Annotated in this window: 25 protein-coding genes; 13 read left to right on the top strand and 12 right to left on the bottom strand. The window is 52.2% G+C overall.

The genetic code is table 11. The features are described 5' to 3' along the window. Positions 1-14: 14 nt before the first annotated feature. The 4 genes from tyrS to anmK all read right to left on the bottom strand — a co-directional run bounded on the left by tyrS (position 15) and on the right by anmK (position 3,669). On the bottom strand, positions 15-1,289 hold the full coding sequence (gene tyrS / locus NA197_RS01625) for a tyrosine--tRNA ligase (protein WP_000168626.1): 1,275 nt from the start codon (positions 1,287-1,289) through the stop codon (positions 15-17). A 126-nt stretch (positions 1,290-1,415) separates the two neighbouring features. Next, the gene (gene pdxH, locus NA197_RS01630) at positions 1,416-2,072 is read right to left on the bottom strand and encodes a pyridoxamine 5'-phosphate oxidase (RefSeq protein ID WP_064043313.1); all 657 of its coding nucleotides are present in this window, start codon (positions 2,070-2,072) and stop codon (positions 1,416-1,418) included. A gap of 58 nt (positions 2,073-2,130) precedes the next feature. Further along, positions 2,131-2,460 (bottom strand): C-type lysozyme inhibitor, encoded by a 330-nt coding sequence (mliC, locus tag NA197_RS01635; RefSeq protein ID WP_001132086.1) that lies wholly within the window; start codon positions 2,458-2,460, stop codon positions 2,131-2,133. Between the two features lie 87 nt (positions 2,461-2,547). Further along, the gene (gene anmK / locus NA197_RS01640; RefSeq protein WP_064043314.1) at positions 2,548-3,669 is read right to left on the bottom strand and encodes an anhydro-N-acetylmuramic acid kinase; all 1,122 of its coding nucleotides are present in this window, start codon (positions 3,667-3,669) and stop codon (positions 2,548-2,550) included. A gap of 271 nt (positions 3,670-3,940) precedes the next feature. Between anmK and slyB the strand changes: the two genes are divergently transcribed. Further along, positions 3,941-4,408, top strand: coding sequence for an outer membrane lipoprotein SlyB (slyB, locus tag NA197_RS01645; RefSeq protein ID WP_000597179.1), 468 nt, complete (start codon positions 3,941-3,943; stop codon positions 4,406-4,408). A gap of 47 nt (positions 4,409-4,455) precedes the next feature. On the opposite strand, the gene slyA is transcribed toward slyB, so the two are convergent. Then, a complete protein-coding gene (gene slyA, locus NA197_RS01650; RefSeq protein WP_000764556.1) occupies positions 4,456-4,896 on the bottom strand; it encodes a transcriptional regulator SlyA in 441 nt (146 codons plus the stop codon). Between the two features lie 194 nt (positions 4,897-5,090). On the opposite strand from slyA, the gene NA197_RS01655 reads away from it, so the two are divergent. Genes NA197_RS01655 through NA197_RS01665 form a run of 3 tightly spaced genes read left to right on the top strand, consistent with a single transcriptional unit; the run spans position 5,091 to position 8,229 of the window. Further along, the gene (locus tag NA197_RS01655) at positions 5,091-5,327 is read left to right on the top strand and encodes a DUF1656 domain-containing protein (RefSeq protein WP_000649756.1); all 237 of its coding nucleotides are present in this window, start codon (positions 5,091-5,093) and stop codon (positions 5,325-5,327) included. A gap of 2 nt (positions 5,328-5,329) precedes the next feature. Next, complete coding sequence (locus tag NA197_RS01660; protein WP_064043315.1) at positions 5,330-6,190, top strand: efflux RND transporter periplasmic adaptor subunit; 861 nt, start codon at positions 5,330-5,332, stop codon at positions 6,188-6,190. Further along, positions 6,190-8,229 (top strand): FUSC family protein, encoded by a 2,040-nt coding sequence (locus NA197_RS01665; protein WP_023240032.1) that lies wholly within the window; start codon positions 6,190-6,192, stop codon positions 8,227-8,229. Before NA197_RS01660 ends, NA197_RS01665 begins: the two co-directional genes overlap by 1 nt. Here NA197_RS01665 and sodC2 read toward each other — a convergent pair. The 3 genes from sodC2 to NA197_RS01680 all read right to left on the bottom strand — a co-directional run bounded on the left by sodC2 (position 8,205) and on the right by NA197_RS01680 (position 9,992). Then, positions 8,205-8,726, bottom strand: a complete 522-nt coding sequence (sodC2, locus tag NA197_RS01670; RefSeq protein WP_000826813.1) for a superoxide dismutase [Cu-Zn] SodC2 — start codon at positions 8,724-8,726, stop codon at positions 8,205-8,207. The genes NA197_RS01665 and sodC2 overlap by 25 nt on opposite strands. A gap of 79 nt (positions 8,727-8,805) precedes the next feature. Further along, positions 8,806-9,702, bottom strand: a complete 897-nt coding sequence (locus NA197_RS01675) for an aldo/keto reductase (RefSeq protein ID WP_000250721.1) — start codon at positions 9,700-9,702, stop codon at positions 8,806-8,808. Between the two features lie 50 nt (positions 9,703-9,752). Beyond that, a complete protein-coding gene (locus NA197_RS01680) occupies positions 9,753-9,992 on the bottom strand; it encodes a DUF1289 domain-containing protein (protein ID WP_001538148.1) in 240 nt (79 codons plus the stop codon). A 102-nt stretch (positions 9,993-10,094) separates the two neighbouring features. Here NA197_RS01680 and NA197_RS01685 point away from each other — a divergent pair, with 102 nt between their 5' ends. The 4 genes from NA197_RS01685 (at position 10,095) to rnt (ending at position 13,074) form a co-directional block, all read left to right on the top strand. After that, entirely contained in the window at positions 10,095-10,694 is a 600-nt protein-coding gene (locus tag NA197_RS01685) for a TetR/AcrR family transcriptional regulator (RefSeq protein ID WP_001041823.1), read from the top strand. A 58-nt stretch (positions 10,695-10,752) separates the two neighbouring features. Further along, positions 10,753-11,850 (top strand): alkene reductase, encoded by a 1,098-nt coding sequence (locus NA197_RS01690; protein WP_000092927.1) that lies wholly within the window; start codon positions 10,753-10,755, stop codon positions 11,848-11,850. A gap of 68 nt (positions 11,851-11,918) precedes the next feature. Next, entirely contained in the window at positions 11,919-12,326 is a 408-nt protein-coding gene (gene gloA / locus NA197_RS01695) for a lactoylglutathione lyase (protein WP_001237787.1), read from the top strand. A gap of 100 nt (positions 12,327-12,426) precedes the next feature. Next, positions 12,427-13,074, top strand: a complete 648-nt coding sequence (gene rnt, locus NA197_RS01700) for a ribonuclease T (RefSeq protein ID WP_064043316.1) — start codon at positions 12,427-12,429, stop codon at positions 13,072-13,074. A gap of 77 nt (positions 13,075-13,151) precedes the next feature. On the opposite strand, the gene grxD is transcribed toward rnt, so the two are convergent. Then, positions 13,152-13,499, bottom strand: coding sequence for a monothiol glutaredoxin 4 (grxD, locus tag NA197_RS01705; RefSeq protein WP_000108176.1), 348 nt, complete (start codon positions 13,497-13,499; stop codon positions 13,152-13,154). A 334-nt stretch (positions 13,500-13,833) separates the two neighbouring features. Here grxD and NA197_RS01710 point away from each other — a divergent pair, with 334 nt between their 5' ends. Both NA197_RS01710 and sodB read left to right on the top strand, forming a co-directional pair. Next, complete coding sequence (locus NA197_RS01710) at positions 13,834-14,655, top strand: C40 family peptidase (protein ID WP_001779739.1); 822 nt, start codon at positions 13,834-13,836, stop codon at positions 14,653-14,655. A 126-nt stretch (positions 14,656-14,781) separates the two neighbouring features. Further along, positions 14,782-15,363, top strand: a complete 582-nt coding sequence (gene sodB, locus NA197_RS01715) for a superoxide dismutase [Fe] (RefSeq protein ID WP_000007294.1) — start codon at positions 14,782-14,784, stop codon at positions 15,361-15,363. Between the two features lie 82 nt (positions 15,364-15,445). Here sodB and NA197_RS01720 read toward each other — a convergent pair whose 3' ends face one another. Then, the gene (locus NA197_RS01720; RefSeq protein ID WP_000102277.1) at positions 15,446-15,535 is read right to left on the bottom strand and encodes a YnhF family membrane protein; all 90 of its coding nucleotides are present in this window, start codon (positions 15,533-15,535) and stop codon (positions 15,446-15,448) included. A gap of 295 nt (positions 15,536-15,830) precedes the next feature. On the opposite strand from NA197_RS01720, the gene purR reads away from it, so the two are divergent. Further along, positions 15,831-16,856: an HTH-type transcriptional repressor PurR gene (gene purR, locus NA197_RS01725; RefSeq protein ID WP_000190992.1), complete on the top strand. Its 1,026-nt coding sequence runs from the start codon at positions 15,831-15,833 to the stop codon at positions 16,854-16,856. Here purR and punR read toward each other — a convergent pair. Continuing rightward, a complete protein-coding gene (punR, locus tag NA197_RS01730; RefSeq protein ID WP_000269523.1) occupies positions 16,853-17,785 on the bottom strand; it encodes a DNA-binding transcriptional activator PunR in 933 nt (310 codons plus the stop codon). The genes purR and punR overlap by 4 nt on opposite strands. A gap of 112 nt (positions 17,786-17,897) precedes the next feature. Here punR and punC point away from each other — a divergent pair, with 112 nt between their 5' ends. Beyond that, entirely contained in the window at positions 17,898-19,103 is a 1,206-nt protein-coding gene (gene punC / locus NA197_RS01735) for a purine nucleoside transporter PunC (RefSeq protein ID WP_042947368.1), read from the top strand. A 289-nt stretch (positions 19,104-19,392) separates the two neighbouring features. Continuing rightward, a complete protein-coding gene (cfa, locus tag NA197_RS01740; protein WP_000098878.1) occupies positions 19,393-20,541 on the top strand; it encodes a cyclopropane fatty acyl phospholipid synthase in 1,149 nt (382 codons plus the stop codon). A gap of 41 nt (positions 20,542-20,582) precedes the next feature. Here the strand turns inward: cfa and NA197_RS01745 are convergent, their stop codons facing one another. Next, on the bottom strand, positions 20,583-21,224 hold the full coding sequence (locus tag NA197_RS01745; RefSeq protein WP_000493972.1) for a riboflavin synthase: 642 nt from the start codon (positions 21,222-21,224) through the stop codon (positions 20,583-20,585). Positions 21,225-21,386: the final 162 nt, after the last annotated feature.

Genomic DNA, 21,386 nt, shown 5'->3' on the forward strand with positions numbered 1-21,386 from the left:
TGTTACTTAATGCCTTATTTCCAGCAAATCAGACAATAGTTCTTTTTGCCGCGACGTAATAAGGTGTAGCGGCCAAACAGACGGTCCTCATCGTTAAAGATGTATTCAGGATCGGATTGTTTTTCACCATTGATAGTGACAGCGTTGGAGGCGATAGTCTTACGCGCCTGACCACGCGACGGCTGGAGTTCGGCGTCTACCAGCGCCTGCATCAGGTCGGCGCCTTTTTCCATTTCAACCATCGGTACGCCGTCCTGCGCCAACTGCTCAAAGTCAGCTTCGCTCAGCGCGCTCAGTGAACCGCTGAACAGGCATTCAGTGATCCGTTTCGCCGCGACCAGCCCCTCCTCGCCATGAACCAGGCGCGTCACCTGCTCGGCCAGCACATACTGCGCGCGCGGCGCTTTACCGCTGTTTTTATCTTCTTCTTCCAGGGCATTGATCTCTTCAATGTCCATAAAAGTGAAGAATTTCAGGAAGCGATAAACATCGGCATCCGCGGTGTTAATCCAGAACTGGTAGAATTTGTACGGACTGGTTTTCTTCGGATCCAGCCAGACAGCGCCGCCTTCGGTTTTACCGAATTTCGTGCCGTCAGCTTTGGTGATCAGTGGAACGGTCAAACCAAATACCTGATTCTGGTGCAGACGACGGGTCAGGTCGATACCGGAAGTGATGTTCCCCCACTGGTCAGAACCGCCAATCTGTAAGGCAACGCCGTGCAGTTTATTCAGACAAGCGAAGTCGTACCCCTGTAGCAGGTTATAAGAGAACTCCGTGAAAGAGATACCCTGATCGTCACGGTTCAGACGCTGCTTCACCGCTTCTTTGTTGATCATCTGATTAACGGAAAAATGTTTACCGATATCGCGCAGGAAAGTCAGCACATTCATGCTGCCGAACCAGTCATAGTTATTGGCCGCGATGGCGGAGTTTTCGCCGCAATCAAAGTCCAGGAATGGGGCAACCTGTTTACGAATTTTCGCCACCCACTCCTGAACGGTCTCTTCAGTGTTCAGTTTACGCTCGGCGGCTTTAAAGCTCGGGTCGCCAATCAGACCGGTCGCGCCGCCTACCAGCGCAACAGGTTTGTGCCCTGCCTGCTGGAAGCGTTTCAGGCATAACAATGGAACCAGATGCCCCAAATGCAAGCTGTCAGCGGTAGGATCGAAGCCGCAATAGAGCGCGATCGGGCCTTGCGCCAGTCGCTCTGCCAACGCGTCTTCGTCCGTCACCTGGGCTACCAGCCCCCGCTCTTGCAATTGTTTAATCAAGTTACTGCTTGCCATCAAAATCTCCATGTATAAAACGACTGCACCTTTGCCGGTACACGACTTTTCGCCAGACGCGAAAGAGACATAGCATAAAACGGCGGATTCATCCGCACCAGTGCTTAAAACAAGATTTTTGCATCTTTAGGGCGCAAGACGGTCGATTCTCCACGCGCCGTCGTCGCGTTGGTATAAAAAGCGATCGTGCAGACGATGTTCGCCGCCCTGCCAGAACTCCATCTGTTCGATACTCACGCGAAAACCGCCCCAGAAGCTGGGTAGCGGCACTTCGCCCTGTTGAAACTTCTGCTTGAGCTCCAGGAATTTGCTTTCGAGGATACCGCGCGCGGAAATCCGGCTGGATTGTTTAGAGACCCATGCGCCGATCTGGCTGTCGCGCGGACGGCTGTGGAAATACCTCACCACCTCAAGTGTGGAGAGACGCTCGGCTTTGCCTGTCACCATCACCTGGCGTTCAAGCATATGCCAGGGAAATAACAGGCTGATACGCGGATTGTGCTCAATCTGATGCGCCTTGCGGCTTCCCAGGTTGGTATAAAAGACCAGGCCTTTTTCATCATAATGCTTGAGCAACACAATACGCTGGTACGGTTGCCCCTTGTCATCTACGGTCGCCACGACCATTGCCGTCGGATCGGCCAGTCTGGCGTCGCACGCTTGCCCAAGCCAGCGCTCAAATAAGGTTAACGGTTCAGCGGGTAAATCGCGGCGACGCAAGCCGCCTTTCGTGTATTCACGGCGCAGATGCGCGATCTGCTGCAATTGGTCGTTATCAGACATGGCGTTGATCAGAAATAATCAGTGGGTGGCGCTATTGTGCGCCCCCATACTGAAAATCTCAACGCTTCGGATTTTGTAACTGACAGTTATTAAGCACAATTCTGTCTCGTTTATAGACCGTGGCGCTCTCGCCTTGCGACCAGAAAACATAAATCCCGTCGGTATAACGCGCGCCCGAGGCCGAGATTCCTTGCTTCAGGGTCAGCAGCTTATTGTCATAAACAAAACTGACCTCTTCACGCGGGTTATTGACTTTAACGGTAAGCGGCTTCTCATCACACTGATATTCCAGCGTATCCGTTTGCATACGTTCAACAAATTGTTGATAAACGCTACAGCCGGTCAGCAGCACAGGTAAACACATTATTGCGATCTTTTTCATAGGCATATCCCGAAAGCTCTCCTGCTTCTGGAAGGGCAAACGCCCCTTCCTGACCTTGCTAGTTTACCTATATAGGGTCCGGGAAAAATTCAGTTAACTCTGAGTTATTGGGTTAGCCGGGTAAATAGCGCCTAAAACACTGGCTTCTGTAGCCCCCGTCACGGAAGGTAAATTTCCCGGCAGGCCCGCGAGCGTTCGCCAGGCAAGCCATGCAAAGGCCAGCGCTTCCATATCATCGCCGCTGATCCCCGCCTTATCGGTGGTCGAAACCTCGATACCTGGCAACAGCGCCGCCAGACGGGCCATCACTAACGGATTCCGGCCACCGCCGCCACAGACCATCAGCCGCTCGCAGCCGCCGTTGAGCAGCACCTGTTGGGCGATGGAGACCGCCGTCAGCTCCGCCAGCGTGGCCTGTACATCGCGCGCGTCTGCGCCAGGGAAAGCCGCAAGATGGCGCTCTAACCAGCCATAGTTGAAATATTCGCGTCCTGTACTTTTGGGCGCCGACGCAGCAAAGTACGGATCGCGCAACATCTTTTGCAGCAATGGAAGAATAACCTGACCTTCTTTCGCCCATGCCGCGTCTTTGTCGTAGGGCTGCGCGCATTGTCGCCAAATCCACGCATCCATCAACATATTACCCGGCCCCGTGTCGTACCCGCGCACCGCCTGTCCGGGGAAAAGCAGAGATAAATTGGCGATGCCGCCGATATTCAGGACCATACGTTTTTCCGTCGGATGTCCCAACAGCGCGTGATGGAAAGCAGGCACCAACGGCGCGCCTTGTCCGCCCAGCGCAATATCCCGCCGCCGAAAATCGCCGACCACTGTAATCCCCGTATGGGCGACGATGTGATTATTATCGCCAATTTGCAGCGTATGCGGGGCCTCGCCGGTCGGTTCATGCCAGACCGTTTGCCCATGACAACCAATGGCGACGATATCCCGCGGCTGCAAACGTTGTTGCGCTAACATCGCATTAACCGCCTGTGCAAAAAGCCGGCCTAACTGGGTATCCAGCTGGCCGAGTTGCGAGAGCGTAAGCGGCTGTCCCTGGCAAATATCGAGAATGCCTTTTTTCAGATGAACGGGAATGGGCCAGGTGAGACTTGCCTGTTGCGCAACCATGGTTTCATCAATTGCCGCCAGTACAACATCAACGCCATCAAGGCTGGTTCCGGACATAACGCCAATAAAACGGCCCGATTTCATACCTCTTCCTTTTAAGCTGGGTTAAGCCTTAACACTCGGCATAACGTATTTTGTAATGCTATGCCCACGTCACGTTTTTTGCCGTGTCGTCCACGGATATCAATGACCTATCTTTTCTTGCTTCCGACTTCGTTTAAGATTGGTTAATTAACTTCTGATTATGATTTTTACATTCTTTCAGCAGAAGATATGACCTTAACTGCATAAATGCCATATAATTTAGCTATAGGGATGCTGACATAGCGTTTCGTGAAGAACAGGAGATGGGTAAATGATTAAACGTGTACTGGCCGTTTCACTGATGGGGTTATCCTTAGCTGGGTGTGTTAACAATGATAGCCTTTCGGGTGATGTTTATACCGCATCCGAGGCTAAACAAGTTCAGAATGTAACGTACGGTACTATCGTTAACGTTCGTCCGGTTCAAATTCAGGGCGGTGATGATTCTAACGTGATTGGCGCTATCGGCGGCGCGGTGTTGGGCGGATTCCTCGGCAACACTATCGGCGGTGGTACGGGTCGTTCACTGGCGACCGCGGCAGGCGCGGTGGCTGGCGGCGTAGCGGGCCAGGGCGTCCAGAGCGCAATGAATAAAACCCAGGGTGTGGAACTGGAAATTCGTAAAGACGATGGCAACACCATTATGGTTGTGCAGAAACAAGGAAATACGCGTTTCTCGGCAGGTCAGCGCGTCGTGCTGGCCAGCAACGGCAGCCAGGTTACCGTCTCTCCACGCTAAACCAGGCTTTACGTGTGGTCACATGGCCACACGTATGCCCCTGCACCTCAATCGTGAGAGTGCAATTCCATAATGTTGTGTTCAAGTTTGGCGATAAGTTTAATCAGAAGCTCAATCTCCTCTGAAGAAATCCCAGCCAAAATTTCACCGCGCGTTTTATGAATGACCGCTTCCATCTCAGTGATTAGCGGCTCCGCTTTCTCGGTCAGTTTAATGCGCTTAGCGCGACGATCGCTGGCGCAGGTTTGCCGCGAAATTAGCCCCTTGTCTTCAAGTTGATCCAACGTGCGTACCAGCGATGGCTGCTCAATGCCTATCGCTTTAGCCAATTGAATCTGCGACTGGTCAGGCGGCAATTGATGAATATTGTGCAACGTGACCCAATGTGTCTGCGTCAATTCCAGAGGCTTGAGGCGATGGTCAATCAGAGCACGCCAAATGCGCACCAACCGTGCCAGATCAGAACCTAGTGGCGATTCCAATTTCATCTCCTTATAATTAGCTTGCTAAGTTATTATGCTGATTTTAGAATAGTGTGCAGTATTTGTATTCTCAAAACAAATGTATTGCTAAATTTGCTTACCAATAGACATTTTTTCAGACATAGTGCGCACCTGGCACCTGTAGCTTCGGTTTTGGCTAAAACTAAAGCATCGATGTCTGACGCAAAGGAACATTGCTTGTGAAGTGTATACTCAACGCCACAGGATTGCCCTTACAAGATCTCATGTTGGGAGCATCTGTTTACTTTCCGCCATTCTTCAAAGCCTTTGCGCTTGGGTTCGTTATCTGGTTGTTTATTCACCGACTCCTGCGTGACCGGATATACTCTGATGAAATCTGGCATCCCCTGTTAATGGATCTCTCCCTCTTTACGCTTTGCGTATGTCTGGGCCTCGTTTTACTGATCGTGTGGTAAATATGTCGTTAAAAACAATAAAATATTTTTCTACTCTCATTGTCGCCGTCGTCGCCGTTCTGGCCGCGTGGTGGTTATGGAATTACTATATGCAATCGCCATGGACACGCGATGGTAAAATCCGCGCGGAACAGGTCAGCGTAACGCCGCAGGTTTCTGGCAGCATTACCCAACTCAATATCAAAGATAATCAGTTCGTCAACGCCGGGGACGTTCTCTTTGTCATTGATAAAACGCCCTTCCATATTACAGAACTTAACGCGCAGGCGCAGTTGGCCAAAGCGCAGTCCGATCTGGCAAAAGCGAATAATGAAGCCGATCGACGTCGACATTTATCGCGTAACTACATCTCTGCTGAAGATCTGGATAGCGCCAATCTGAATGTTAAAGCGATGCAGGCCAGCGTAGATGTCGCACTGGCAACGTTAAAACAGGCGCAGTGGCAGCTTAGCCAGACGGAAGTAAAAGCGCCGGTATCCGGCTGGGTGACCAACCTTTCCACGCGTACCGGTGATTATGCCAGCACCGGTAAGCCACTTTTCGCCCTGGTAGATAGCCATTCATTTTATGTAATGGGATATTTCGAAGAAACCAAACTACGCCATATCCGCGAAGGTGAGCCTGCATTAATAACACTGTATAGTGGCAATGTTAAGTTACAGGGTCACGTTGGCAGTATCGGGCGCGCTATTTACGACCAAAGCGTGGAAAGTGACTCCGGTTTAGTGCCCGATATCAAACCCAACGTACCGTGGGTACGTCTGGCGCAACGCGTACCGGTACGTATCGAATTTGACGCTTTACCGCAGGATATCACGCTCGTCTCCGGCACTACCTGCAGCGTAGCCATTGGACAGCGGTAATGAAACTCTCCCTGCCGGCCCTGCGAAATACGCCCTGGTTTAAAGCGACCTCCGGCCAGTGGCGTTACGCGTTGCGCAATACCATTGCCATGTGTCTCGCGCTGACATTCGCTTATTATCTCAATCTGGATGAGCCCTACTGGGCGATGACTTCGGCCGCAGTGGTGAGCTTTCCGACCGTAGGCGGCGTAATCAGTAAAAGTCTGGGGCGTATTGCCGGGAGTTTACTCGGCGCGACCGCCGCGTTAATTATTGCCGGCCATACGCTGAATGAACCCTGGTTGTTCTTATTTAGCATGGCCGCCTGGATCGGTTTTTGTACCTGGGCCTGCGCGCATTTTACCAATAATGCCGCTTATGCTTTCCAGTTGTCCGGCTACACGGCGGCGATCATCGCGTTCCCGATGGTTAATATTGTAGAAATCACGCAGTTGTGGGATATCGCCCAGGCACGTGTATGTGAAGTTATCGTCGGCATCCTCTGCGGCGGCATGATGATGATGATCCTGCCCAGCACATCGGATGGTACCGCCCTGCTCACCGCGTTGAAAAACATGCATGCGCGCTTACTGGAACATGCCAGTCTACTGTGGCAGCCGGAGACTACCGACGCTATCCGCTCCGCGCATGAGGGGGTCATTGGGCAAATCCTGACCATGAACCTGCTGCGTATTCAGGCCTTCTGGAGTCACTACCGTTTTCGCCGCCAGAATGCATTGCTAAATGCATTGTTACACCAGCAATTACGGCTAACCAGCGTGATCTCCAGTCTGCGTAGAATGCTTTTAAACTGGCCGACGCCGCCGGAAAACAGCCGCGAAGTCATTGAACAACTCTTAGCTGAGTTGGCAAAACCGCGCGCGGACAGCTACACCGTGGCGCGGATTATTGCGCCGCTACGCCCGCAGGATGAACAGGATTATCGTCACCTCGCGTTCTGGCAGCGATTACGCTATTTTTGCCACTTATATCTGCGCAGCAGCCGCCAGTTATATCTGATCGAAAGCGGCGCGCCGGTGGATCAAATCCATATCCGCCGCACTCCCGGCCTTGCGCGGCATACGGATAACGCAGAGGCCATCTGGAGCGGCGTGCGTACCTTTTGCACGCTCACGGTGATTGGCGCCTGGAGTATTGGCGCGCAATGGGAATCAGGGCCCGGCGCATTAACCCTGGCGGCGATCAGTTGCGTCCTCTACTCCATCGTCGCCACGCCGTTTAAGTCGCTTTCCTTATTGATGCGTACTTTAGTGCTGCTGTCCTTATTCAGCTTCGTGGTGAAATTTGGCCTGATGGTGCAAATCACCGATCTGTGGCAATTCTTACTTTTCCTTTTTCCGCTGTTCGTCACGATGCAACTGCTTAAACTGCAGATGCCTAAGCTGGCGGGACTGTGGGGGCAGCTTATCGTTTTTATGGGCTCATTCATCGCCGTGACCAATCCACCGGTGTACGACTTCGCTGACTTCCTTAACGATAATACCGCCAAGATCGTCGGCGTCGCGATTTCCTGGCTGGCGTTTGCGATTTTGCGCCCCGGTTCCGATGCCGTAAAAAGCCGCCGCCATATCCGCGCGCTACGCCGGGATTTCGTCGATCAGCTTAGCCGTCACCCTTCCCATAACGAAAGCGAGTTTGAATCGCTGACCTATCATCACGTCAGTCAGCTCAGCAATAGCCAGGATGCGCTGGCGCGCCGGTGGTTATTACGTTGGGGAGTGGTACTGCTGAACTGCTCGCATGTGGTGTGGCAGCTGCGCGCCTGGGAGTCGCGTTCCGATCCGCTTTCCCGGGTGCGGGATATTTGTATATCCCTGCTGCGCGATGTGATGAGCGAGCGCGGCGTGCAGCAACGCCCGCTTGCCGTCACGCTACAGGAACTACAGCGTATCTGCGACACGCTCGCACATCATCATCAACCCGCCGCGCATGAACTGGCGGCGATTATCTGGCGTTTACACTGTTCGCTGTCGCAGCTGGAACAGGCTCCAGCGCAGGGAACACTGTCTCCGGGTTATTTAATGACGCCGCAGGCGTAACGCGTTCCGCCGCCGCCGAGCGGTTTCGGCTGATCGGACATGTTATCGCCGCCCACATGGATCATGAGCGCTTTATCTTTCACTTCATCAAGAGACTTCAGACGCGGCGCAGTAACCGGTTCGGTGGCGATGCCATCATTATTAACGACTAACACCGGGAGGTCGCCCAGATGCCCCTGGCCTTCCGGTCCTTCATGCTTGCCGGTATTTTGTGGGTCCAGATGACCACCAGCGGCTTCTGCGGCAACCGCTTTGCCGTCTTTAATCGCGGGCTGGCAGCTACCGTTGGCATGAATGTGAAAACCATGCTCGCCCGGCGGCAACGCTTTAAGGTGTGGGGTAAATTTTAAGCCGCCTTCGGTTTCATCGATGACGACGGTGCCGATAGACTGTCCTACGCCTTGCGCCGTCACCAGATTCATCTCTACTTTCTCGCTGGCAGCCTGCGCACCCGCACAGGCCAACAGCGTTACTATCGCTAAACTTAATCGCTTCATAAAACCTCCGTTACATGTGGTCGCCTGTTAAGTGTAAACCACTGGCGAAAACATGAACGGAAAGTCAACGAGTTGGCGATTACGGCACGTCATAACCCAGTGCCGCCTTGCGGATTCGGAACCACTGTTGACGCGACAATGACAGCGTTTCCGCTTCTAGTGCGGCGCGTACGCGTTCGATTTTACCCGAGCCAATAATCGGCAGCGGCTGCGACGGCAAACGTAAAATCCAGGCATAGACCACCTGTTCAATAGAACTAGCGTTGAGTTCTTGCGCGATAACGGAAAGTTCCTGGCGCAACGGCTGATAAGCCTCATCATTAAACAGCCGACCGCCGCCAAGACATGACCAGGCCATCGGACGAATACGCAGTTGCTGTAATTGATCTAATGTGCCGTCCAGCAACAAAGGCTGGTGAACCGGCGAGATCTCCACCTGGTTGGTCGCCAGGGTGAACGGCAGGCGCGATTGCAGTAACGTAAATTGCGCTGGCGTAAAATTAGAAACGCCAAAATGGCGCACTTTGCCGCTTTGGTGCAGATGTTGAAACGCCTCGGCGACGTCATCCGCATCCATTAACGGATCGGGACGGTGAATTAACAACATATCCAGATAATCTGTCGCCAGATTTTTTAATGACTGTTCGGCGCTCAGAATAATATGGCGGCGATCGGTAATATAATGACCGAGCCTATTTTCCGCTCTGGCGGTGGTCGCAATACCGCATTTGGTAACGATTTGCAGTTTTTCCCGCAAATGCGGCGCCAGCGTTAGCGCCTCGCCAAACGCCGCTTCGCACTGATAACCGCCATAAATGTCCGCATGGTCAACGGTAGTGACGCCCAAATCCAGATGTTCTTCGATAAAACTCACTAACTGACGCGCGGACATATTCCAGTCCATCAAACGCCAGTAACCCATGACAAAACGCGAAAACTCCGGGCCTTGTGGAGCGATAGTGACACGCTGAACCATAACAGATTCCTCATAGAGAATAATGAGGTTGAGTATACGCAATTCCGCGTTTAAAAGAGTGAAGGTTGTTGAGGATCTTCCGATGGGAGAGGCTTGTTTGCGCGTATTTTACGCAAGAAACGCTGGCGACAAAGCCGCAGTACATTTTGTTTCTCGGCATCACTCATTTTTTGCCAGTTAAACCGTTCGTCGCGGCTACGCATACAGCCCCGACAAAAGCCACGCTCATCAGACTGGCAGATACCGCGACATGGGCTTGCTACAGGAAAAAACTCCAACTGCTCGGCCACATCCCCTCCTCAACGTTTGGCGCTTATGACTATTGAAGACGCTAACTGACATTATGGCAACTCTGCTTGCAGTAGACCGACTGGTCTACTATACTGCCTGTCATGAATAAGCAAACCGAACACGATACCCGCGAACATCTGCTGGCCACCGGCGAGCAGCTTTGTATGCAACGGGGTTTTACCGGCATGGGGCTTAGCGAGTTGCTCAAAACCGCCCAGGTGCCTAAAGGGTCGTTTTATCACTACTTTCGCTCGAAAGAAGCCTTCGGCGTCGCCATGCTTGAGCGACATTACGCCTGCTATCATCAGCGTCTTACGGCGCACTTCACCTCCGGTCCCGGTAATCATCGCGATCGTCTTCTCGCCTGGTATCAGGAAACGTTAAAGCAGTTTTGCCAGCAAGGCGCCATTAGCGGTTGCCTGACGGTGAAACTGTCAGCGGAGGTCTGCGATCTGTCGGAGGATATGCGCTCTACGATGGATAAAGGGGCGCAGGAGATCATGGCACTGCTTGCACGCGCGCTGGAAGATGGCCGTAATAGCCACTGTTTACATTTCACCGGCCAGCCGTTGCCACAGGCGCAGGTACTTTATGCCCTGTGGCTGGGCGCCAATTTGCAGGCCAAAATATCCCGTAGCGCCGCGCCGCTGGAAAATGCGTTGGCGCATGTTAAGACCATCATTGCAACGCCTGAGCAGTAACGGGCGTTTTTATTTCCTTTATTACAAGACGACCGGTCTACTTATATCAGGAGCCACTATGTCATCAGCAAAACTGTTTACCCCCCTCAAGGTGGGTGCCATCACGGCGACAAATCGCGTATTTATGGCGCCTTTGACGCGTTTGCGGAGTATTGAACCGGGCGACATTCCTACGCCGTTAATGGCGGAATATTACCGTCAACGCGCCAGCGCCGGATTGATCATCAGCGAAGCCACACAAATCTCCGCACAGGCGAAAGGCTATGCCGGCGCACCGGGATTACACAGCGATGAGCAGATCGCCGCCTGGAAAAAAATCACTCAGGGAGTTCATGCTCAGGGCGGCCATATGGCGGTGCAACTGTGGCATACGGGCCGTATTTCACACGCCAGCCTGCAACCAGGCGGACAAGCGCCCGTCGCGCCATCCGCTATCAATGCGGGAACCCGCACCTCTTTGCGTGACGAAAACGGTCAGGCCATCCGCGTAGAAACTTCCACGCCGCGCGCGCTGGATACTCACGAGATCCCCGGGATCGTCAACGATTTCCGCCAGGCTATCGCCAATGCCCGAGAGGCGGGCTTCGATCTGGTGGAGCTGCACTCCGCGCACGGTTATCTGCTGCACCAGTTCCTCTCACCGTCTTCTAATCACCGTACCGATCAGTACGGCGGCAGCGTAGAGAATCGCGCCCGTCTGGTGCTGGAGGTGGTTGATGCCGGCATTAAGGAATGGGGCGCGGACCGTATCGGCATCCGCCTTTCTCCTGTCGGCACTTTCCAGAATGTCGATAACGGCCCAAATGAAGAAGCTGACGCCCTTTATCTGATTGAAGCGTTAGGCAAACGCGGCATCGCTTATCTGCATATGTCTGAACCAGACTGGGCGGGCGGCGAACCGTACAGCGACGCGTTCCGTGAAAAAGTGCGCGCGCGTTTCCACGGTCCCATCATCGGCGCTGGCGCCTATACGCCAGAAAAAGCGGAAGATCTGATCGAAAAAGGGCTGATTGACGCCGTGGCGTTTGGTCGCGATTACATCGCTAACCCGGATCTGGTAGCGCGTCTGCAATGTAAAGCGAAACTCAATCCACAGCGTCCCGAAAGTTTTTATGGCGGCGGCGCGGAAGGCTACACTGACTACCCTACTCTGTAATTTCATTGATAGCGGCCGCACATCGCCGCTATACTTTGAATATCTTGACTATTTTAAGGACAACGAAAATGCGTTTATTGCATACTATGCTGCGCGTCGGCGATTTGCAGCGTTCCATCGCTTTTTACACTAACGTTCTGGGCATGAAATTGCTGCGTACCAGTGAGAATCCGGAATACAAATACTCGCTGGCCTTTGTGGGATATGGTCCGGAAACGGAGGAAGCGGTCATCGAACTAACTTATAACTGGGGCGTTGAGAGCTACGACATGGGCAATGCGTACGGGCATATCGCGCTGAGCGTTGACAATGCCGCTGAAGCCTGTGAACGCATTCGTCAGAACGGCGGTAACGTGACCCGTGAAGCGGGGCCGGTAAAAGGCGGTTCGACCATCATCGCCTTCGTTGAAGATCCGGATGGCTATAAAATCGAATTGATTGAAGCTAAAGACGCAGGCCGCGGTCTGGGTAACTGATCCCCCGCCGGGCGCAGGTCACTGCGCCCGTTGTTTTACTGCATCCCGGCGTAAAATTTGCCATAATACGCGCTGCATTTTTTCGTATTAAGAGACTCAGATGTCCGATAACGCTCAACTTTCCGGTCTGTGCGACCGTTTTCGTGGTTTTTATCCTGTCGTCATCGACGTTGAAACTGCAGGATTTAACGCTAAAACCGATGCGCTGCTCGAAATCGCCGCCATCACGCTGAAAATGGATGAACAAGGCTGGCTGATGCCGGACACGACGCTGCATTTCCATGTAGAGCCGTTCGCTGGAGCCAACTTACAGCCGGAAGCGCTTGCGTTTAACGGTATCGATCCCTCTAACCCGCTACGCGGCGCGGTGAGTGAATATGAGGCGCTACACGCTATTTTCAAAATGGTGCGTAAAGGTATCAAAGAAAGCGGTTGTAGTCGCGCCATTATGGTCGCGCATAACGCCACTTTTGATCACAGTTTTATGATGGCCGCCGCAGAGCGCGCCTCGCTGAAACGTAACCCGTTTCATCCGTTCGTCACCTTTGATACTGCGGCATTGAGCGGACTGGCGCTGGGACAAACGGTGTTATCAAAAGCGTGCCTGGCGGCAGGTATGGAGTTTGACGGTGAAAAAGCCCATTCCGCTTTGTATGATACCGAGCGGACAGCGGTGCTGTTTTGTGAAATCGTCAATCGCTGGAAGCGCCTGGGCGGCTGGCCGTTACCTTTGTCGACGGACAAATAACGAGGCTAACAACGCCGCTCTTGCTTTCTATGGCAGTAAAAAAGCGACCTTTACAGGTCGCTTTCCCCTTGCACAGATTACTCTGCGTCCGGCTCCTGAGTTTTATATTTTGCCGCAGTTTCTTTAATAAGCTGCTGCAGCTCACCACGCTGATACATTTCAATCACAATATCACACCCGCCGACCAGCTCGCCGTCCACCCACAGTTGTGGGAATGTCGGCCAGTTGGCGTATTTCGGTAATTCAGCGCGAATATCCGGGTTTTGCAGGATATCAACATAGGCAAAACGTTCCCCGCAGGCTGAAAGCGCCTGAACGGCCTGCGCAGAGAAACCACAGCTTGGCAGTTTCGGTGAACCTTTCATATACAGGAGAATCGGGTTTTCAGCGATCTGGCGCTGAATTTTTTCGATAGTGGTGCTCATTGTCTCGCTTCCTTAAACTACTTTTACGACCGAAGCCTGTCATTGTAACGGGTCAGACTGGCAACGGAAAATAACATTTTCATCATGCCTTATTATTTTACCGTCTGCGGGAATAAGTTGTATACAAAATATCTTTTAAGCGGGTTGCCGCGCAGTGATTTGTAGATAACGCGTTCGTGTTTAGCATTAATTGCTATTTTTTTACATCTGTTAACGAAACATAGCTTCAGAAACCAAAAGCAATTACCAATCCGTGCTTTTGTAGATTAGAATTATCAGGTTTTGTAAATCATACGCAGGCATGAATCGCCTGCCTTTAACAGAGGATTGCTCAGTGGCGCGGATAAACAAAATCTCGATCACGCTCTGTGCTTTACTTTTTACTACTCTCCCCTTTACGCCAATGGCCCATGCTTCCAGGCAAGCCAAAGCGACGCCTGCTGTTTCTCATGTCACGAAAACGGCAGATAAAAAGAAAAGCACAACGAAAAAGATCAGTAAAACCAGCAAAAAAAACGTAAAAAAAACCTCAAAAACCAGCCGTTCTTCTTCCGCTTCTACGCCAAAACGTACCACCGCCGCCACGAAATCTCGTCATACGACGCATCGTCGTAACAGAACCGCGCCCACGTCAATCGCCGCCCTCGACGTAACGGAAAAATGCACGACGCGTAAAGGCCGTAAGCCGCACTGCGTGAAGGGGAAAGGAACATTGCCGGTCTCTATTGCCGATGCGCATCGTGCAAAAGTACAAAAAGCGACGAAAACCGCGATGTCCAAGCTCATGAATCAGATTGGTAAACCGTATCACTGGGGAGGCGCATCGCCGCGCACCGGTTTTGATTGCAGCGGTCTGGTTTATTATGCCTATAAAGATTTAGTGAAGATCCGTATCCCCCGAACGGCGAATGAGATGTATCACCTGCGTGACGCGGCACCCATTGAGCGTAGCGAGTTGAAAAACGGCGATCTGGTGTTCTTCCGTACGCAGGGGCGCGGCACCGCCGATCACGTTGGCGTCTATGTCGGCAACGGTAAGTTTATCCAGTCTCCGCGCAGCGGTCAGGAAATTAAGATCACCTCACTGAACGAAGAATACTGGCAACGTCATTATGTCGGCGCCCGCCGGGTGATGACACCTAAAACAATTCGCTAATATTTTATCCTGTCGTTTAACGACAGGATAACTTCTTCTTTTGCGCCACCTCTCAATTTGCTACCCTATCCTTACGCGCACCAGGGTTATTGTGCGTGCGCAATATTAATAATAAGGAGAGAAGCAATGTCGTTCGAATTACCTGCATTACCGTATGCCAAAGATGCTCTGGCGCCGCATATTTCTGCTGAGACGCTGGAATATCACTATGGCAAACATCATCAGACTTACGTGACCAATCTTAACAATTTGATCAAAGGCACGGCGTTTGAAGGCAAATCGCTGGAAGAGATCGTGCGCGCCTCCGAAGGCGGTATCTTTAATAACGCCGCTCAGGTGTGGAACCACACCTTCTACTGGAACTGCCTGGCGCCAAACGCTGGCGGCGAACCGACCGGGAAACTGGCTGATGCTATCGCGGCATCTTTTGGCAGCTTCGCGGAATTTAAAGCGCAGTTCACCGATGCCGCTATCAAAAACTTTGGTTCCGGATGGACATGGCTGGTAAAAAGCGCTGATGGCAAACTGGCTATCGTTTCTACCTCAAATGCCGGTACGCCGCTGACTACGGATGCAACGCCGTTGCTGACGGTTGATGTGTGGGAACACGCGTATTACATCGACTACCGCAACGCCCGTCCAAACTATCTGGAGCATTTCTGGGCGCTGGTTAACTGGGAATTTGTTGCGAAAAATCTCGCCGCATAAGTCTGAGTACGCAGAAGGTACGCCTTCTGCGTTTTAGAGAGGGATAGAATAGAGGAGACGCCCACCCTCAGAAGAGAGGAAATCAGTGCAGAGCGGCCGTTAATCCACCTGCGACAATCACGCCCAGAACAATCAGCGTAGTAATCAACGAAAATTTCAGGTCGGTACTCATCAAGTTTTCTCCTTTTTATTCCCACACAAAAAGTGATATAGCGCATTTTTGCACATTCCCGCATAAAAATCTCTCATGTTTTATATTGATAACTGTTTTTAACGCTTCCCCTTTTCCTCAAGATCAGACAAAATTCCAGGCTTACTGAATTAGCGTAACGGCCATTGACCCCTTCCTGACGTTCCGTGTCGTTTTTCCGGCGTGCCGCAACCCTGATGTTGCGATTAGGGTGTGTGTAGGCAAACGTTTACCTGGCGTTTCTCAGGAGCTTAGCGAGGGTCTGGAGTGAAATGTAATGGCAACAATTAAAGATGTAGCGAAACGAGCAAACGTTTCCACTACAACTGTATCACACGTAATCAACAAAACGCGTTTTGTCGCTGAAGAAACGCGTAACGCAGTCTGGGCGGCAATTAAAGAGCTGCACTACTCTCCCAGCGCCGTCGCGCGTAGCCTGAAGGTTAACCATACCAAGTCGATAGGCTTACTGGCGACCAGCAGCGAAGCGGCCTATTTTGCCGAAATTATCGAGGCAGTTGAAAAAAACTGTTTCCAGAAAGGCTATACGCTGATTTTAGGCAACGCCTGGAATAACCTGGAAAAACAGCGCGCCTACCTGTCCATGATGGCGCAAAAGCGCGTGGATGGCCTGCTGGTGATGTGTTCTGAGTATCCAGAACCTCTGCTTTCCATGCTGGAAGAGTATCGCCATATTCCGATGGTGGTGATGGACTGGGGTGAGGCGAAGGCCGATTTTACCGACACGGTGATTGATAACGCCTTTGCAGGCGGCTATATGGCGGGTCGTTATCTGGTTGAGCGCGGCCACCGGGATATCGGCGTTATTCCCGGCCCGCTGGAGCGCAACACCGGCGCGGGGCGGCTGGCAGGCTTTATGAAAGCCATGGAGGAGGCGCTGATCAACGTGCCGGACAACTGGATTGTTCAGGGCGACTTCGAGCCGGAATCCGGTTACCACGCGATGCAGCAAATTTTATCGCAGTCACATCGCCCTACCGCCGTTTTCTGCGGCGGCGATATTATGGCGATGGGCGCGCTTTGCGCGGCTGACGAAATGGGGCTTCGCGTACCGCAGGACGTTTCGGTGATCGGTTATGACAATGTGCGTAACGCCCGTTTCTTTACCCCGGCGCTGACGACGATTCACCAGCCCAAAGACTCTTTAGGTGAAACCGCATTTAATATGCTATTGGATCGCATCGTCAATAAGCGTGAAGAGTCACAGTCTATTGAAGTTCATCCACGCCTGGTTGAGCGTCGCTCGGTCGCTGACGGCCCGTTCCGCGACTATCGGCGTTAATCCCCGCTGTCGGGAGCCTCTTCTGGCTCCCGCAGCCACTCCCGATTCAACGTTTCGCTATCGCCCAAATAGTCCAGCAGCCATGCCAGCGCGGGCGAGGCTTCGTTTTGCTGCCACGTCACGCAACAGGCCGCATCGGGAAACGGATTCTCTAACGTCAGCGCCACCCATTTTCCGCTGTCTATCCACTGGCGGGCAAAATGCGTCGGCACCATTCCCACGCATAGTCCTGCCGACAGGCAGGTTGCCGATGACTCCCAGTCCGGTACGACGACCCTTTTTTGGTTATCCAGCAACCAGGTAATCCGTTTCGGTAAGGTTCGCGAAGTGTCTTCCCTGACCAGCGACGGCCAGTTGCGCAGGGTATCGTCGCTTAACGGCCCCGGCATCGACGCCAGCGGGTGATCGCTTGCCACTACGCAGCTCCAGCTCAGGGTCCCCATATCCCGAAAAGCGTAACGCCCCCCTACCGGAATCGCCTGCGTCGCCCCAATCGCCAGTTCGACACGCCCGTCGGAGAGCGCGTCCCAGACGCCGTTAAACACCTCCTGAAAAACCAGCAGTTCCACATCGTCAAAATGGCGATAGAAATCGACGATCATCTGCCGGGTACGTTCTGGTCTGACGATATTGTCCACCGCAATAGCTAACTGCCCGCGCCAGCCATTAGCAATTTGCTGACACTGTTGGCGAGTGATCTGCATTTTTTTGATAACAGAACGCCCTTCTTTTAAAAACCAGACGCCAGCAGGCGTCAGTTCAACATCACGGTGACGTCGTACAAAAAGCGGTACGGCCAGCCACTCCTCTAACTGACGAACGGTGTAACTGACTGCTGAAGGCACACGGTGCAGTTCCTGCGCCGCCGCGCTAAAACTGCCATTGCGCGCTACGGCGTCAACCACTTCAAGCGAGTATTCCGACCACATAATTTGCCTACAAAAATTTTGAATTCATTGGACAAATATTAACGTTTCACAACCGTAATTTCACTCCCTACACTCTGCGACAATGTCTGTCTGATAAGAAAGAGAAACAAATATGCAACCTGGAAAAGGTTTTTTAGTCTGGTTAGCCGGTCTTAGCGTGCTGGGATTTCTGGCTACGGACATGTACCTGCCCGCGTTTGCCGCCATACAGGCGGATTTACAAACGCCTGCCGCCGCGGTCAGCGCCAGCCTCAGCCTGTTTTTAGCTGGCTTTGCCGTCGCGCAACTCCTCTGGGGACCGCTATCGGATCGTTATGGCCGTAAACCGATTTTACTGCTGGGGTTATCTATCTTTGCGCTCGGAAGTCTGGGGATGCTGTGGGTAGAAAGCGCGGCAGCACTGCTGACGCTGCGCTTCGTGCAGGCCGTCGGCGTTTGCGCGGCAACGGTAATCTGGCAAGCGCTGGTGACCGATTATTATCCTTCGCAAAAAATTAACCGTATCTTCGCCACTATCATGCCACTGGTGGGATTATCCCCGGCGCTTGCGCCCTTACTGGGAAGCTGGATACTGACGCATTTCTCATGGCAGGCGATTTTCGCCACTCTGTTCGTGATTACGTTGTTGCTGATGTTGCCGGCGCTGCGCTTAAAACCATCGGTAAAAGCGCGTACCGAAGGACAGGATAAACTCACTTTCGCGACGTTGTTACGCTCTAAAACCTATCGCGGTAATGTGCTGATTTATGCCGCCTGTTCCGCCAGCTTTTTTGCGTGGCTAACAGGGTCCCCGTTTATTCTCAGCGCGATGGGTTACAGCCCGGCAGTGATTGGCCTGAGCTATGTTCCGCAAACCATCGCTTTTCTGATTGGCGGATATGGTTGCCGCGCGGCGCTACAAAAATGGCAGGGCTACCAATTGCTTCCGTGGCTGCTAGGGCTGTACGCGCTGAGCGTTATCGCCACATGGGGAGCGGGCCTTCTGAATAATACCTCACTGGTGGAAATCCTGATTCCTTTCTGCGTAATGGCGATTGCTAATGGCGCCATCTACCCTATCGTCGTCGCGCAAGCGTTACGCCCTTTCCCTCAAGCCACTGGGCGCGCTGCGGCGCTACAAAATACGCTGCAACTGGGGTTATGTTTCCTGGCAAGCCTGGTGGTTTCATGGCTCATCAGCACGCCGCTGCTGACCACCACCAGCGTAATGCTCTCTACCGTTGTTCTGGCGGCGTTAGGCTACAAAATGCAGTCTCATGCAGAGTGCGCTGAGACCGGGTTTCCTCATGCCAATGTCGCCCACGACAAGTCTCACTAAAAGCTTGTTAACCGCTGGTAATTAGCACGCTAACAATTTTCGGTTGAATCATCAAAAATTGCGGCCTATACTGATTCACGGTTGTTTATATTACGATAATTATTAGGCATTAACGGGAACCGGAGCGTTCCCGATTCACCATGGATGGCCTTTTCGGCAAGGGTTCCTCCCTTCCTCTGTTCTACGTCGGATAACTGGCTCACGGAATTGCCCGTGGGATTTCTCACAAAGCCAAAAAAGCGTCTACGCTGTTTTAAGGTTCTGATCACCGTCCAGTGATGGAGAAACTATGAGTTCATCGTGTATAGAAGAAGTCAGCGTACCGGATGATAACTGGTACCGAATCGCCAACGAATTGTTAAGTCGCGCGGATATTACAATTAATGGTTCCGCCCCGTCTGACATTCGTGTTAAGAATCCCGATTTTTTTAAACGCGTCCTCCAGGAAGGATCGTTGGGGTTAGGTGAGAGTTACATGGATGGCTGGTGGGAATGCGAGCGTCTGGATATTTTCTTCAGCAAAGTCTTACGTGCCGGTCTTGAAAATCAACTCCCCCACCATGTCAAAGATACGCTCCGTATCCTCGGCGCGCGTCTGATTAATCTACAAAGTAAAAAACGCGCCTGGATTGTCGGCAAGGAACATTACGATCTTGGTAATGACCTTTTTTCCCGTATGCTCGATCCCTATATGCAATATTCTTGCGCCTACTGGAAAGATGCCGATACGCTGGAAGCGGCACAGCAAGCCAAGCTGAAATTAATTTGCGAAAAGCTACAGCTACAACCGGGGATGCGTGTGCTGGATATCGGCTGCGGCTGGGGCGGTCTGTCGCAATATATGGCGACCCATTATGGCGTTAGCGTGGTGGGCGTAACGATCTCCGCTGAACAACAAAAAATGGCGCAGACGCGTTGCGAAGGTCTGGATGTCTCCATTCTCCTGGAAGATTATCGCGACCTTAACGATCAGTTTGACCGAATCGTCTCCGTCGGCATGTTCGAACATGTCGGGCCAAAAAACTACAACACCTATTTTGACGTTGTTGACAGGAATTTAAAACCGGATGGTCTTTTCCTGCTCCATACTATTGGTTCTAAAAAAACCGATCATAATGTCGATCCGTGGATCAATAAGTATATTTTCCCCAACGGTTGCTTGCCGTCTGTTCGTCAAATCGCCGAGGCCAGCGAATCACACTTTGTAATGGAAGACTGGCATAACTTTGGCGCCGACTATGACACGACTCTGATGGCGTGGCACGAGCGCTTTATCAATGCCTGGCCAGAGATTGCGGGCAATTATAACGAGCGCTTTAAACGTATGTTCAGCTATTATCTCAACGCCTGCGCGGGTGCGTTTCGCGCGCGTGATATTCAGCTTTGGCAGGTGGTATTTACGCGCGGCGTTGAAAACGGTCTGCGCGTTCCTCGCTAATCATCTCCCCCGCATTTCATGCGGGGGAATCTTATTTTCCGTTAGCCAATGTCGGCCTGATTTCTGACCGCATTTTCTCGTGTAGCCAGTACGCGTTCTACGGTATCGACAACCGCCTGCGTTTGCGGATCGATCTCGATATTCACACGCTCACCCAGTTTTTTTCTGCCAAGCGTAGTACGTTCCAGCGTTTCCGGAATGAGATGCACGCAGAAGCGCGTTGGCGTTACCTCGCCGACGGTCAAACTGATACCGTCAACGCCGATAAAGCCTTTGTACAGGATATACTTCATCAGGGACGCATCCTGCACTTTAAACCACACCTGATGGTTATTTTCGGAGGTCAGGATTTTCGCGATCTCCGCCGTCGTAATAATATGCCCCGACATCAGATGACCACCGATTTCATCGCTGAATTTGGCGGCGCGCTCTACGTTGACCTCATCACCTACCCTCAACGCGCCCAGATTGGTGATGCGCAACGTTTCTTTCATCAGATCAAAACTTATCTGGTTACCGTTTATTTCAGTCACCGTCAAACAGCATCCGTTATGCGCTACCGACGCCCCCGTCTCCAGCCCCTCCAGCATGTAGTCCGGTAACGTCACCACATGGGTGCGAAAGTTGGGTTTTTCATCAATCGATACCAGTTTCGCGGTACCCTGTACGATCCCCGTAAACATATCTTCAACTCCTGAAATAAATAAAAGCAGAACTGTTCAGCACAATAGCAGGTGGAAAAACAGCTTGCCAGCAATGCGCCGTTAACAACTGTTTTTTCACTGGAGAAATAGTAATACCCCGCTACAATAGACTGAAATTTCCCCTGCTATTTCTTTTGGCTG

Source organism: Salmonella sp. NW884 (assembly GCF_051700745.1).
GTDB lineage: Bacteria > Pseudomonadota > Gammaproteobacteria > Enterobacterales > Enterobacteriaceae > Salmonella > Salmonella enterica.

Coding starts and splice junctions, on each gene's coding strand:
- purR (WP_000190992.1), top strand. CDS start 15,831: ATGGCAACAATTAAAGATGTAGCGAAACGAGCAAACGTTTCCACTACA.
- grxD (WP_000108176.1), bottom strand. CDS start 13,499: ATGAGCACCACTATCGAAAAAATTCAGCGCCAGATCGCTGAAAACCCG.
- NA197_RS01745 (WP_000493972.1), bottom strand. CDS start 21,224: ATGTTTACGGGGATCGTACAGGGTACCGCGAAACTGGTATCGATTGAT.
- NA197_RS01665 (WP_023240032.1), top strand. CDS start 6,190: ATGAAACTCTCCCTGCCGGCCCTGCGAAATACGCCCTGGTTTAAAGCG.
- tyrS (WP_000168626.1), bottom strand. CDS start 1,289: ATGGCAAGCAGTAACTTGATTAAACAATTGCAAGAGCGGGGGCTGGTA.
- punC (WP_042947368.1), top strand. CDS start 17,898: ATGCAACCTGGAAAAGGTTTTTTAGTCTGGTTAGCCGGTCTTAGCGTG.
- anmK (WP_064043314.1), bottom strand. CDS start 3,669: ATGAAATCGGGCCGTTTTATTGGCGTTATGTCCGGAACCAGCCTTGAT.
- slyB (WP_000597179.1), top strand. CDS start 3,941: ATGATTAAACGTGTACTGGCCGTTTCACTGATGGGGTTATCCTTAGCT.
- NA197_RS01675 (WP_000250721.1), bottom strand. CDS start 9,702: ATGGTTCAGCGTGTCACTATCGCTCCACAAGGCCCGGAGTTTTCGCGT.
- gloA (WP_001237787.1), top strand. CDS start 11,919: ATGCGTTTATTGCATACTATGCTGCGCGTCGGCGATTTGCAGCGTTCC.
- sodC2 (WP_000826813.1), bottom strand. CDS start 8,726: ATGAAGCGATTAAGTTTAGCGATAGTAACGCTGTTGGCCTGTGCGGGT.
- pdxH (WP_064043313.1), bottom strand. CDS start 2,072: ATGTCTGATAACGACCAATTGCAGCAGATCGCGCATCTGCGCCGTGAA.
- cfa (WP_000098878.1), top strand. CDS start 19,393: ATGAGTTCATCGTGTATAGAAGAAGTCAGCGTACCGGATGATAACTGG.
- punR (WP_000269523.1), bottom strand. CDS start 17,785: ATGTGGTCGGAATACTCGCTTGAAGTGGTTGACGCCGTAGCGCGCAAT.
- NA197_RS01720 (WP_000102277.1), bottom strand. CDS start 15,535: ATGAGTACCGACCTGAAATTTTCGTTGATTACTACGCTGATTGTTCTG.
- NA197_RS01690 (WP_000092927.1), top strand. CDS start 10,753: ATGTCATCAGCAAAACTGTTTACCCCCCTCAAGGTGGGTGCCATCACG.
- NA197_RS01685 (WP_001041823.1), top strand. CDS start 10,095: ATGAATAAGCAAACCGAACACGATACCCGCGAACATCTGCTGGCCACC.
- mliC (WP_001132086.1), bottom strand. CDS start 2,460: ATGCCTATGAAAAAGATCGCAATAATGTGTTTACCTGTGCTGCTGACC.
- slyA (WP_000764556.1), bottom strand. CDS start 4,896: ATGAAATTGGAATCGCCACTAGGTTCTGATCTGGCACGGTTGGTGCGC.
- rnt (WP_064043316.1), top strand. CDS start 12,427: ATGTCCGATAACGCTCAACTTTCCGGTCTGTGCGACCGTTTTCGTGGT.
- NA197_RS01660 (WP_064043315.1), top strand. CDS start 5,330: ATGTCGTTAAAAACAATAAAATATTTTTCTACTCTCATTGTCGCCGTC.
- sodB (WP_000007294.1), top strand. CDS start 14,782: ATGTCGTTCGAATTACCTGCATTACCGTATGCCAAAGATGCTCTGGCG.